This is a genomic window from Streptomyces sp. NPDC088097 (genome assembly GCF_044741845.1).
GTDB lineage: Bacteria > Actinomycetota > Actinomycetes > Streptomycetales > Streptomycetaceae > Streptomyces.
This window is the reverse complement of sequence record NZ_JBIUTJ010000004.1, coordinates 346,196-358,502: the sequence shown is the minus strand read 5'-3', so window position 1 is coordinate 358,502 and position 12,307 is coordinate 346,196. Positions and strand designations below refer to the sequence as shown.

At 72.4% G+C, this 12,307-nt stretch carries 13 protein-coding genes; 8 read left to right on the top strand and 5 right to left on the bottom strand.

The genetic code is table 11. The features are described 5' to 3' along the window. The first annotated feature begins 120 nt into the window (after positions 1-120). The 4 genes from ACIOD1_RS15640 to argG all read left to right on the top strand — a co-directional run bounded on the left by ACIOD1_RS15640 (position 121) and on the right by argG (position 5,398). The gene (locus ACIOD1_RS15640) at positions 121-468 is read left to right on the top strand and encodes a nuclear transport factor 2 family protein (protein WP_365627513.1); all 348 of its coding nucleotides are present in this window, start codon (positions 121-123) and stop codon (positions 466-468) included. Between the two features lie 108 nt (positions 469-576). Continuing rightward, the gene (locus tag ACIOD1_RS15635) at positions 577-1,320 is read left to right on the top strand and encodes a tyrosine-protein phosphatase (protein ID WP_365627516.1); all 744 of its coding nucleotides are present in this window, start codon (positions 577-579) and stop codon (positions 1,318-1,320) included. 403 nt (positions 1,321-1,723) lie between these two features. Further along, positions 1,724-3,823 carry an elongation factor G gene (gene fusA / locus ACIOD1_RS15630; RefSeq protein WP_401902691.1) on the top strand — a complete coding sequence of 700 codons (2,100 nt, stop codon included), beginning with the start codon at positions 1,724-1,726 and terminating at the stop codon, positions 3,821-3,823. Positions 3,824-3,973: 150 nt separating this feature from the next. After that, positions 3,974-5,398 (top strand): argininosuccinate synthase, encoded by a 1,425-nt coding sequence (gene argG / locus ACIOD1_RS15625; RefSeq protein ID WP_365627522.1) that lies wholly within the window; start codon positions 3,974-3,976, stop codon positions 5,396-5,398. A 77-nt stretch (positions 5,399-5,475) separates the two neighbouring features. On the opposite strand, the gene ACIOD1_RS15620 is transcribed toward argG, so the two are convergent. Then, positions 5,476-6,729, bottom strand: coding sequence for a cation:proton antiporter (locus tag ACIOD1_RS15620; RefSeq protein WP_401902690.1), 1,254 nt, complete (start codon positions 6,727-6,729; stop codon positions 5,476-5,478). 8 nt (positions 6,730-6,737) lie between these two features. Continuing rightward, a complete protein-coding gene (locus tag ACIOD1_RS15615) occupies positions 6,738-7,208 on the bottom strand; it encodes a TrkA C-terminal domain-containing protein (protein ID WP_365627528.1) in 471 nt (156 codons plus the stop codon). Positions 7,209-7,517: 309 nt separating this feature from the next. Here ACIOD1_RS15615 and ACIOD1_RS15610 point away from each other — a divergent pair, with 309 nt between their 5' ends. From ACIOD1_RS15610 to ACIOD1_RS15595, 4 genes are all read left to right on the top strand, one after another. Further along, positions 7,518-8,480, top strand: a complete 963-nt coding sequence (locus ACIOD1_RS15610) for a sensor histidine kinase (protein ID WP_365627531.1) — start codon at positions 7,518-7,520, stop codon at positions 8,478-8,480. After that, the gene (locus ACIOD1_RS15605; RefSeq protein WP_401902686.1) at positions 8,477-9,142 is read left to right on the top strand and encodes a response regulator; all 666 of its coding nucleotides are present in this window, start codon (positions 8,477-8,479) and stop codon (positions 9,140-9,142) included. The genes ACIOD1_RS15610 and ACIOD1_RS15605 overlap by 4 nt, the downstream gene beginning before the upstream one ends. Positions 9,143-9,319: 177 nt before the next feature. Next, positions 9,320-9,538 (top strand): hypothetical protein, encoded by a 219-nt coding sequence (locus ACIOD1_RS15600; protein ID WP_365627537.1) that lies wholly within the window; start codon positions 9,320-9,322, stop codon positions 9,536-9,538. Next, the gene (locus tag ACIOD1_RS15595) at positions 9,529-9,837 is read left to right on the top strand and encodes a hypothetical protein (protein ID WP_365627541.1); all 309 of its coding nucleotides are present in this window, start codon (positions 9,529-9,531) and stop codon (positions 9,835-9,837) included. Before ACIOD1_RS15600 ends, ACIOD1_RS15595 begins: the two co-directional genes overlap by 10 nt. 84 nt (positions 9,838-9,921) lie before the next feature. Here the strand turns inward: ACIOD1_RS15595 and ACIOD1_RS15590 are convergent, their stop codons facing one another. The 3 genes from ACIOD1_RS15590 to ACIOD1_RS15580 all read right to left on the bottom strand — a co-directional run bounded on the left by ACIOD1_RS15590 (position 9,922) and on the right by ACIOD1_RS15580 (position 12,268). Beyond that, positions 9,922-10,803, bottom strand: a complete 882-nt coding sequence (locus ACIOD1_RS15590) for a helix-turn-helix transcriptional regulator (RefSeq protein ID WP_365627544.1) — start codon at positions 10,801-10,803, stop codon at positions 9,922-9,924. 227 nt (positions 10,804-11,030) lie between these two features. Next, complete coding sequence (locus ACIOD1_RS15585; protein WP_365627547.1) at positions 11,031-11,972, bottom strand: hydroxyacid dehydrogenase; 942 nt, start codon at positions 11,970-11,972, stop codon at positions 11,031-11,033. After that, the gene (locus ACIOD1_RS15580; RefSeq protein ID WP_365627550.1) at positions 11,972-12,268 is read right to left on the bottom strand and encodes a phosphopantetheine-binding protein; all 297 of its coding nucleotides are present in this window, start codon (positions 12,266-12,268) and stop codon (positions 11,972-11,974) included. Before ACIOD1_RS15580 ends, ACIOD1_RS15585 begins: the two co-directional genes overlap by 1 nt. Between the last annotated feature and the right edge of the window lie 39 nt (positions 12,269-12,307).

The following is a 12,307-nucleotide window of genomic DNA, read 5'->3' as shown; positions in this document are numbered from 1 at the left end:
GGTGTGGAGATTGCGTGATGGTGAACGCGATAGGCGGAGGATAGCCGCGAGTTGTGCGGAACCCCGACCGTGGAGGGGGCGGCACCCGCACGGGGTGCGGTCGAACGAGAGGACCCGTCCATGAACAGCCGGTACGTCGGGCGACCGCCGTCCAGTCGGGTCGTCACCGATTCCGGCGTCGACCACGTGCGCCTCGCCTACCACTACCTCGACGTCGGCGACCTCGACGGCTACGGCTCCCTGCTGCACGCGGGCGACACCCTCTGTCCCGACCTCGAACACCCCCGTCGGCCCGGCGACCGCCCCCGGATCAGCCGGATCGTCGCCCAGGGGGACTGCGTGGTCGCGATGGGCCGACTCGGCGTGCAAGAGAGGGAGTTCGTGGACGTGTTCACCCTCTCCCCGGAGGGGATGCTGCGTTCGTGCGCCCGCTACTACGCGGCTTCCGCGGCGCCTTCGCCCGGGTGAATCCCGCGCGCCGCTCCCCGGCGCGGGAGCTGATCCTTTCCCGACATCGACTGGGGCATCCTGGGCCACGATCGCCTTGATCGCCCCGACCGACCCAGGAGAGCACCGGTGCCACACGCCGCGCAGGGCCGACGCCACATCGACTTCATCCACCTGCACAACTTCCGTGATCTGGGCGGGTACCGCACCGAAGACGGCCGCACCCTCGCCTGGGGAGCCCTCTACCGGGCGGACTCGCTCGGCAAGCTCACCGGCGCCGACTGGGACCGCTTCCTCGCGCTGGGCATCCGTACCGTCATCGACCTGCGCTACCCGTGGGAGATCGAGGCCAAGGGCCGGATTCCGGAGCCGGAACGGTTCGCGTACGCCAACCTCAGCATCGAGCACCGTCCTTACGACCAAGCGGAGATCGACCCCGACACCGACCCCTGGCGCTACCTCGCCGACCGCTTCGCGGAGGTCGCCGAGGACGGGACCGAGGAGATCCGTCGGGCCGTCGAGCTGATCGCCGACGGTCCCGGCCCGACCGTCTTCCACTGCACCTCCGGCAAGGACCGCACCGGCCTGATCGCCGCCCTGGTGCTGACCCTCCTGGGGGTCTCCGAGGAACAGATCCTGGACGACTTCGCCCTCACCGAGCTGGCCACCGAGGGCCTCGCCGCCGACTGGCGGGCCGCCCACCCCGGTCGCGTCATGCGCTGGCCCTCCTACGGCAGAGCGCCCGCCACCGTCATGGCCCTGGTCCTCGCCGACCTCACCACCCGCTACGGATCCCCGTCCGCGTACCTCGCCGGCCCGGTCGGGATCACCCCGGACACCACGGCCCGCCTGCGCGCACGCCTGCTGGTCTGACCGCGCTCGGGGGCCCCGGGAAAACCGGATGACCCCGTCACGGACACGCCCCTACACTCGGGCTGACGCGCCGCCGGTCACGCCGGCGCCGCGTCCACCGAAGCCGAGCGAAGAGAAGGGGAACCAGGCCATGCGTACGTGCGCGCACCGCACCGCCGCCTTCGTTCCCCCGTCCCGTTACGACGTGATCCCGGTGTCTCGCACCGTACGGTCCCGGCCGCGCGGCCGGCGCCGTATGCCCGCGACGCACCTCTGAGCCCACCCCGGGGCACACCCCCGGGTCGGCCTTTCCACCCCCGCCCATCTCCCGCCACCCGCCCGTCGAGGGCGGCGCGGATCGGGGGGAACTCCCGCGTCAGGGAATCGCGCAGCCCTCTTCAGCTCCACCGAAAGGCCTCGGGCCATGCGCACCAACCAGCAGCAGCACGTCCGTTCCGCGACCACGGCCGCCGGCGCGACCGTGCGCAACCTCGGCATCCTCGCCCACGTCGACGCGGGCAAGACCACCATCACCGAGCGGATCCTGTTCGCGACCGGCACCATCCACAAACGCGGCGAGGTCCACCAGGGCACCACCGTCACCGACTTCGACACCCAGGAACGCGACCGGGGCATCACCATCTTCGCCGCGGCCGTCAGTTGCTCCTGGGACGGCCACCGCGTCAATCTCATCGACACGCCGGGCCACGTCGACTTCTCCGACGAGGTCGAGCGCTCCCTGCGCGTGCTCGACGGGGCCGTCGCGGTGTTCGACGCCGTCGCCGGAGTGGAACCGCAGAGCGAGACCGTCTGGCGCCAGGCCGACCGGCACGGCGTCCCGCGCCTCGCGTTCGTCAACAAGCTCGACCGGGCGGGCGCCGACCTCGACACGGCCGTCGCCTCCATCCGAACCCGCCTCGGGGTCGTCCCGCTGGTCGTCCAGCTGCCGATCGGACGGGAGGACGCCTTCACCGGCGTCGTCGACCTGCTGCGCATGCGCGCCCTCCTGTGGGGCGCGGGTGGCGGCGCGGCGGGCGGGACCCACGAGACGGTGCCCGTTCCCGAACCGCTGCTCGCCGAGGCGCTCCGGCGCCGCCGGCTGCTGGAGGAGGCCGTCGCCGAACTCCACCCCGAAGCCCTGGAGGAGTTCTGCGCCACCTCCGCCCTGACCGAGGAGACGCTGGTCAGGGCCCTGCGCGAGCTGACCCTCGCCCGGGACGCGGTCGTGGTGCTGTGCGGTTCCGCGTACCGCAACCGGGGGATCGAACCGCTGCTCGACGCGGTCGTGGCCTACCTGCCCTCGCCCGCCGACATGCCGCCCGTACGCGGCACGGAGGCGGACGGCGGCGAGCGGGAGCGCCCGCGCGACCCGGCGGCGCCGTTCACCGCGCTCGCCTTCAAGGTGACGGCGACCGCGACCGGACGGCTCACCTTCCTGCGGATCTACGCGGGCACCCTGCGCAAGGGCGACACCGTCCTGGACGCCGGTACGGGCAGGACGGAGCGCGTCGGTCGGATCCTGCGGGTCCAGGCCGACCGGCACGAGGAACGGGAGGAGGCGGTGGCCGGTGACATCGTCGCCGTGATCGGGCCCAAGGCGGCCCGGCCGGGCACGACCCTGTGCGCGCCGACGGCTCCGCTGCTCCTGGAGCCGCCGTCGGTGGCGGCGCCCGTGGTGTCGGTGGCGGTCGAGGCGGGGCGGAGCACGGACACGGGTCGGCTGGCGTCCGCGCTGGCCCGCCTCGCCGAGGAGGACCCCTCGCTGGTGGTGCGGACGGACGCGGAGACCGGTCAGACCGTGCTGTCGGGGCTGGGCGAACTCCACCTGGAGGTGGCGGTGGAGAAGGTCCGCCGTGCCCACGGGATCGAGGTCGTCGTCGGCCGCCCGCAGGTCTCCTACCGGGAGACCGTGGTGCGCGGGGTGTCCGGCCTGGTCTACCGCCACGTCAAACAGGACGGCGGGGCGGGGCAGTTCGCGCACGTGGTCATCGACGTGGAGCCGACGCAGGGGGAGGGGTTCGCGTTCCGCTCGGCGGTCGTCGGCGGCCGGGTGCCCGCCGAGTACGCGCGCGCCGTGGAGGCCGGCTGCCGTGACGCCCTCGCCGAGGGCCCCCTCGGCGGCCATCCGGTCACGGGCCTCAGGGTGGTCCTGAGGGACGGGGCGACCCACTCCAAGGACTCCTCGGAGCTCGCGTTCCGGGCGGCGGGGCGGTTCGCCCTGCGCGAGGCCCTGCGCGCCTGTGCGATGGAGCTGCTGGAGCCCGTCGCGGAGATCACGGTGACCGTCCCGGAGGACGGCGTCGGCGGTGTGCTGGGCGACCTCGCGGCCCGCCGGGGCCGGGTTTCGGGCTCCACCTCCGAGGCCGGCGTCGCCGTCGTCACGGCGACGGTGCCGCTGGCCGGGCTGTTCGGGTACGCGTCGCGCCTGCGCGGCCGCACCCAGGGCCGGGGCACCTTCACCACCCGGCCCGCGGGTCTGGCCCCGGTGCCGGCCTCGGTGGCGGCCGGCGTCCTCGGCGCCTGACGGGCGGCCCGCCCCGCTCCCCTCCCGGGGGGCGGGGCGGGCCGTTTCCCGGTGAGACGCGGTGGAGATTCGGTGAGACCCAAGAGCCCCGTACGGCTCGTTCGCATGGCCGAATTCTCGGCCCGTGGAGGAGGGGTCTAGAATGCATGCATGTCGAAGGTCTTGAATAAGCTTCCAGTCGGTGAGCGCATCGGTATCGCCTTTTCGGGCGGTTTGGACACATCTGTCGCGGTCGCGTGGATGCGTGAGCGCGGGGCCATCCCGTATGCCTATACAGCAGACATCGGTCAGTACGACGAGCCGAACCTGGCCGACGTACCCGAACGCGGTCTCGCGTACGGCGCCGAGCGCGCGCGCCTCGTCGACTGCCGGGAGGCCTTGGTCGAGGAGGGCCTCGCGGCCCTGGCCTGCGGCGCCTTCCACATCCGGTCGGCCGCGCAGACGTACTTCAACACCACCCCCCTCGGCCGCGCCGTGACCGGCACCCTGCTGGTCCGCGCGATGCGCGAGGACGAGGTCTCCATCTGGGGCGACGGCTCCACCTACAAGGGCAACGACATCGAGCGGTTCTACCGCTACGGTCTGCTCGCCAACCCGAGCCTGCGCATCTACAAGCCGTGGCTCGACCAGTCCTTCGTGGCCGAGCTGGGCGGACGCCACGAGATGTCCGTGTGGCTGTCGGAGCGCGACCTGCCGTACCGCGACTCGGCGGAGAAGGCGTACTCCACCGACGCCAACATCTGGGGCGCCACCCACGAGGCCAAGCGCCTGGAGTACCTCGACACCTCGCTGGAGATCGTCTCCCCGATCATGGGCGTCCGCTACTGGGACCCCGAGGTCGAGATCGCGACGGAGGACGTCACCGTCGAGTTCGAGCAGGGCCGCCCCGTACGCGTCAACGGGCGTTCCTTCGACTCCGCGGTCGACCTGGTCCGCGAGGCCAACGCCATCGGCGGCCGGCACGGCCTCGGCATGTCCGACCAGATCGAGAACCGCATCATCGAGGCCAAGAGCCGCGGTGTCTACGAGGCTCCGGGCATGGCGCTCCTGCACATCGCCTACGAGCGGCTGCTCAACGCCATCCACAACGAGGACACCATCGCGCAGTACCACGTGGAGGGCCGCCGCCTGGGCCGGCTCCTCTACGAGGGCCGCTGGTTCGACCCGCAGGCGCTGATGCTCCGCGAGAGCCTCCAGCGCTGGGTGGGCTACCCGGTCACCGGCAGCGTCACCGTCCGCCTGCGGCGCGGCGCCGACTACTCGGTCGTGGACACCACCGGCCCCTACCTCAGCTACCACCCCGAGAAGCTGTCGATGGAGCGCAGCCAGGACCAGGCGTTCGTCCCGGACGACCGCATCGGCCAGCTGACCATGCGCAACCTCGACATCGCCGACTCGCGCAGCAAGCTGGAGCAGTACGCCGCCGGTGGCCGCCTCGCCGCCTGGAGCAGCGTCATCGGCGAACTGCCCCCGGGCGGCGCCGAGACCATCGCCGCGATCGGCGGCGGTGCGGAGTCCGTACCGGTGGACTCCAACGCCCTGGACCACGCCGCGATCGAGTCCGGCACCGACTGATCCGACGGTCCCGCCTCACGATCCCGGGCCGCGGCGCGTCACCACGCGTCGCGGCCCGGTGCGTTGTCCCGGGCCCCTCAAGTCCGGCCGGCCGGGTCCTGTTCGGGGGCCGTCCCGGTGGGCTCGGGGGCGTTCGTCGGCGGGGGTACGGCGGCCCGTACGGGCTCGGCCGGCGCGCGCCGGGCGGCGCACCAGGCCGCCACCGGCTGGGTGTAGCGGGCGGTGAGCGGTCCGATCACCACCAGGATGAGCACGTACGCGGTGGCCAGCGGCCCCAACGCGGGCTCGATGCCCGCCGTGACGGCCAGACCCGCGATGACGATGGAGAACTCGCCGCGGGCGACGAGGGTCCCCCCGGCCCGCCACCGGCCGTTGACGCCGATCCCGGCCCGCCGCGCCGCCCAGTACCCGGTGGCGATCTTCGTGCCCGCCGTCACCAGGGCGAGCGCCAGCGCGGGCACCAGGACGGGCGGAATGCTGGCCGGATCGGTGTGCAGGCCGAAGAAGACGAAGAACACCGCGGCGAAGAGGTCGCGCAGCGGACTGAGCAGGGTGTGCGTGCCCTCGGCCACCTCGCCGGACAGGGCGATCCCGACGAGGAACGCGCCGACGGCCGCCGAGACCTGGAGCTGCTGGGCGATGCCCGCGACGAGGAGCGTCAGCCCCAGCACCACCAGCAGCAGCTTCTCCGGGTCGTCGCTGGAGACGAACCGCGAGATCAGCCGCCCGTAGCGGACGGCGACGAACAGCACCGCGCCCGCCACGCCCAGCGCGATCGCCAGGGTGAGGCTGCCCGCAGCGAGACCGACCCCGGCCAACAGCGCGGTGACGATGGGCAGGTAGACGGCCATCGCCAGGTCCTCCAGAACCAGGACGCTCAGGATGACCGGTGTCTCGCGGTTGCCGACCCGGCCCAGGTCCCCCATGACCTTGGCGATGACCCCGGAGGACGAGATCCAGGTGACGCCCGCCAGGACCACGGCGGCCACCGGCCCCCAGCCCATCAACAGCGCCGCCACCGCGCCCGGCACGGCGTTCAGGGCGAAGTCGACGAGACCGGCCGGGTACTGGGTCTTCAGATTGGAGACCAGGTCGCTCGCCGTGTACTCCAGGCCCAGCATCAGCAGGAGCAGGATGACGCCGATCTCGGCGCCGATCGCGACGAACTCCTCGCTCGCGCCCATCGGCAGCAGACCGCCGGTGCCGAAGGCGAGACCGGCCAGCAGGTAGAGCGGGATGGGGGAGAAGTGGAAGCGGCCGGCCAGTCGCCCCAACAGGCCCAGGCCGAGGATGATCGCGCCGAACTCGATCAGGAAGACAGCGGAGTGCACGGGCCGCCTCACTCCCTTCCGAGTATCGAGGCCGCCGCGTCGACGCCCTCGCGGGTCCCGATCACGATGAGCGTGTCACCGCCGGCCAGCCGGAAATCGGGCGCGGGGGAGGGCCGGGCCTCGGCGCGGCGCAGCACGGCCACGATCGAGACGCCGGTCTCGGTCCGCATCCGGGTCTCGCCCAACAGGCGACCGTTCCAGTGGGAGTGCGCCGACAGCACGATCCGTTCGGCGACCAGCCCGAGGTCCGTCGTGTGGAGCACGTTCGGACTGTGGTGCGCGGGCATCAGCGCGTCGATGAGCGAGGCGGCCTCCGCGCCGCTCAGGTGCAGGGAGCGGGCGCAGGCGTCGGGATCGTCGGCGCGGTAGACGTTCACCGTCCGGGTGCCGTCCCGGTGCGCGATCACCGACAGGTGCCGGTGCTCCCGCGTGGTGAGGTCGTACTGGACACCGATACCGGGCAGCGGTGTGGTGCTCATCCGTGGAGCGGGCACAGCCTTTCCCTCCTTGCTCGTGCGTGGACCGTCGAACGGCGCGGGGCGCCGGCGCGAGGTCGCCGGGTGGCGGGATCGGCTCCGGCGCGGGTCATGCTGCCACGTCCGCGAGGGCCCCGGACATGGGTGTCGGCACGGATGGACAAGGCCCCGTACAGTCGACAGGGTGAACCGGGGACACCGGTCCCGCCGCAGGTCACGGCCGGTGTCGGACGCGGCGGACGTCAGGCGCGCCGGGTGTCGGACGCGCCGGGTGTCGGGCCGGATGCGGGACGAGGGAGAGGGAGGGGCGCGGTGTCGCTGTACTGGCGGATCTTCCTCCTCAACGCGGCCGTCCTCGTCACCGCCGTCCTGCTGCTCTTCGGCCCCGTCACCGTCTCCACTCCCGTCCTCTTCGGGGAGGCCGTCGTCCTGCTCGCCGGACTGGCCGCCATGCTGATCGCCAACGCCGTCCTGCTCCGCGTCGGCCTGGCTCCGCTCGGCCGGCTGACCCGGGCGATGGGCACGGTCGACCTGCTGCGCCCCGGCGGCAGACCGCGGGTGGAGGGGCCCGGCGAAGTGGCCGAGCTGACCACCGCGTTCAACACCATGGTCGGCCGCCTCGAAGCGGAGCGCGCCACCAGCAGCGCCCGCGCCCTCTCCGCGCAGGAGGCAGAACGGCGGCGCGTCGCCCGAGAACTCCACGACGAGGTCGGCCAGACCCTGACCGCGGTCCTCCTCCAGCTCAAGCACGCCGCCGGCGGCGCCCCGGAACCCCTGCGCGAGGAACTCCTCCAGGTGCAGGAGACCACCCGCGGCGGCCTGGAGGAGATCCGCCGCATCGCCCGCAGGCTGCGCCCCGGAGTCCTGGAGGAACTGGGCCTGCACAGCGCCGTGCGGGCGCTGACCGCGGAGTTCACCACCGGGTCGCTGGCGGTACGGCACTCCATCGAGCCGGGCCTGCCCGCCCTGGACGAGGCCGCGGAACTGGTGCTGTACCGGGTCGCCCAGGAGGCCCTGACCAATGCCGCCCGCCATGCCGGGGCGAGCGCGGTGGAAGTGCGCCTGACCCGCCGGCCCGGCGGCGGGATCCGGTTGCTGGTGCGCGACGACGGCCGGGGTCCCGGCCGGGCCGTCGAGGGCGCCGGCATCCAGGGCATGCGCGAACGGGCCCTGCTGATCGGGGCCGCCCTCACCCTCGAACCCGCCCCGCGGGGCGGTACCGACGTACGGCTGGACGTACCGGCCACCGCCCCCGAGGGAAGGGGGCGGCGGTGACCACATCCGGACGGGCGCCCACCCGCGTCCTGCTCGCCGACGACCACGCACTCGTACGGCGCGGGGTCAGGCTCATCCTCGACGCCGAACCCGACCTGAGGGTGGTCGCCGAGGCCGGGGACGGCGCCGAGGCCGTCGCCCTGGCCCGTACGACGGAGGTCGACCTCGCCGTCCTGGACGTGGCCATGCCCCGCATGACCGGACTCCAGGCCGCCCGCGAACTGTCGCGCCTGCGACCGGGCCTGCGCATCCTCATCCTGACCATGTACGACAACGAGCAGTACTTCTTCGAGGCCCTCAGGGCCGGGGCCGCCGGCTACGTCCCCAAGTCCGTCGCCGACCGCGATCTGGTCGAAGCCTGCCGGGCCGCGATCCGCGACGAACCGTTCATCTACCCCGGCGCCGAGACCACTCTCATCCGCAACCACCTCGACCGGATCCGCCGCGGCGAACCGCTGCCCGCCCGGACGATCACCGACCGCGAGGAGGAGATCCTCAAGCTCGTCGCCGAGGGCCACTCCTCGAAGGAGATCGCGGACATCCTCGTCATCAGCGCCAAGACCGTCGAACGCCACCGCTCGAACCTGCTCCGGAAGCTGGGCATGCGCGACCGGCTGGAGCTGACCCGCTACGCGATCCGCGTGGGCCTGATCGAGCCTTAGGCCGTCTCTTTCGGATCTTGCCGGGTTCGTGGCCCCGGCCGCGCCCCCGTGCGCGGCCCGTGGCAACAAACTGCCGGGCCGACGGCAGTTTGCTGGCGGCGCCGGCCATTGGTGCGGGGTCGTCCGGATGACAGATTTCTACCTGTCACCAGCACGACCGCCACTTCGGAGGACACCATGAACGCCCAGCTCACCCACCGCGCCAAGACCGCCTCGGCCCTGATCGGCCTCTGTACGGCCCTCGCGCTCGGCGTGACGCTCGGCGGCGGGACGGCCGGCCCGTCCGTGGCGAAGACCGACAACGGTTGGCAGACGGCGCCGACCACGGTGGTCCTCGCGGACAACGGTTGGCAGGCGGCGGCCCCCCTCGACAAGCCCGAGAACGGGTGGCAGTGACCGCCGGCCTGGACCACCGCGTGTCCGTGGGCAGCCGGCAGATCGAGTTGGTGGCACGGGCCGGTTCGGAGGCCGTCGCCGAGGCCGCGGCGTTGAGCGCGGTGCGTTGGCTCGCGCTGCTGCCCGCCGCGTGGCGGACGGAGTTCCACGGTTTGGCCGACGACGGTCTCTCGATCGTCCTGCGGATCTCGCGGGAGCGGGAGGTGCCGGTGACGCGCGCCTGCGCGCAGGCGCGGCGCGCCCTGAGCGATCCCGCCCTGAACGGCTGGGAGTTCTTGACCTGCCGCGAGGTCGAATGAGCCGGCGGCGGGGGCGGCGCGCACGGCAGGGCCTGATCCACTGAACGCAGTGGACAGGCCCTTTTCGTCATGCGGTGGCAGCGGCTACATCCAGCCGCGGTCCTTGGCGAGCATCGCAGCCTGGAAGCGGTTCGAGGCGCCCAGGCGCAGCAGCAGGTCGGCGACGTGCCGACGGAAGGTGCGGATGGAGATCCCCATCTCGCGGGCGGCGACCTCGTCCTTGTCGAACCGGGCCAGGAGCGTCAACACCTCGCGGTCCATCCCGGTGATGGCCGCCTCGGTCGCGTCCTCGCTCCTGCCGGGGAGGGGTTCCGCCGAGGTCCACACCTTCTCGAAGAGGGCGACCATGTTGGAGAGGAGTCCGCTCTGGCGGACCAGCAGCGCCCCGCGCGCGCTGTCGGAGGGGTCGAGGGGTACGACGGCCGTGGCGCCGTCGTAGATGACCATCCGGTCCATGACCTTCTCGACCGTACGGAATTCCGCGCCCAGCTCGGCCATTTCGTACAGATAGGCGCGGGTGGCGGGATCTTCGAGGGCTGTGCGCAGAACCACCGTCCTCATGGTGATTCCGCGCCTGATACATCGGAGATCGAGGGGACGTGCGGCCTCCATGAAGGCGGGCGTGAGCGGACCGTCGGGCTGAAGCGCGCACATTTCCTCGCGGGCGTAGAAGGCGAGGTCATCGAGACGGGCGCGGATCTCCCCCAGCCCGTCGATGCGCTCGATCCCGCCCGTCGGGCCCTCCCGGGGCTCGGCGGCGCGGATGTCCTCCATCAACTCGGGAATCATCGAGCGCGCCGAAGACACCAGCCTCAGCTGCTCGTTGAGTTCGCCGAGACGCTGCTCGATCAGTCGCTCCACGCCGAGGGCGGGATCGATGGCGACCCATTGCCCTTCGCCCGTGTCGCGGACCAGCTTGTGCCGCGACAGGCTCAGCAGCGCGGAGTCCGCTTCCTCCCGGCTCATTCCCAATTTCTGTTCCACCGATTCGGGACGAAAGTGCGGAGTGCGAAGGAAATGCCGGTAGACCGACTCCTCGTCTCGACTCAGCCCCAGACTCATCAGACTCACGATGCGTTCTCCCCCTGGTACGTCTGAGAATTCAGCCGCAAGGCTACCTCAGGGGGTCTCTTTCGGATAAGTATTTCCGCATGATGGAATTCCATATCGTGGAATTCCATTCGGTCGAGGCCTCAAGCCGAGAGGCGCAGTCGCTCCCGCGGCAGCAGCGCCGCGTCCAACAGCTCCACCACCCGCTCCCCGATCCGCCGCTGGGCCTCCGCGGTGAGCGCCCCGATGTGCGGGGTGAGCACCACGTTGTCCAGCGAGGCCAGTTCGGTCGGGACGCCCTCGCGGGCGAGCACATCGGTCGCGGCGCCCGCGAGGGCCCCGGACCGCAGGGCCTCCAGCAGGGCCGCTTCGTCGACCGTCCCGCCCCGGGCCACGTTCACCAGGTAGGAGTCCGCTTTCATCAGGGCGAGTTCGCGCCGGCCGATCAGCCCCCGGGTGGCCGCCGTCAGCGGAACCGACAGGCACACCACGTCGGCGGCGGGCAGCAACTCCTCCAGTGGCGCCAGCCGGATCCCGCGCTCCGCGAGCTGCCGGGCCCGATCGCCGCCCGGCCGGGCCACCGCCACGACCACCTCCATGCCGAACCCCTGGGCCAGCGAGGCGATCCGCGACCCGATGGAGCCGAAGCCGACCAGCCCGAGGGTCTTGCCCCGCAGCTCACTGCCCACCAGCCCCCGCTTGTGCCACACCGTCGAGCGGGTGTGCCGGTCCCCGACCACGATCCGGCGGCACACCGCGAGCATCAGCCCGAGCGCCAACTCGGCCACCGAGTCCGCGGAGCCACCGGGCACGTTGCGCACCTCGACGCCGGCCCGGGCGGCGGCCGTGAGGTCGATGTTGTCCAGCCCCACCCCCGCCCGGATCACGGTGCGCAGTCTCGGCGCGGCGGCGATCACCTCCTCCGTCACCCGCACCCCGGCCCGCAGCACCAGCGCGTCCGCGGTCCGCACGAGCGAGACCAGGCGTGCGGGCGTCGGCTTGGGGTGCAGGGCCACCTGGTGGCGCAGGCGTAGGTCACGGAGCGCGTCGGGGTGGATCGGGTCCACCATCAGCACCCGGGCCATCACGCGGCCGGCACCAGGCTCGGGGCGAGCGCCGGGGAGCCGACGCGCGCCGCGAACTCGGCCAGCGTGTCGGTGTCGAACAGGTCGTGGACGGAGGGCCGGGTGCCGGTGAACCGTTCCACCCCGGCGCAGATCCGCACGGCGAGCATCGAAGTGCCGCCCAGCTCGAAGAAGTTGTCCTCGCGGCCGACCGGACGGACCTGGAGCGCCTCCTGCCACAGCCGGACCACGGCCGCCTCGGTCTCGTCGGCCGCGGGCACGGCGGGCGCGTCGGTGAACAGCATGCGGTCGTCCATGGATTCCTCCGGGAAAGATGTGGATGCGTACGTGAACGA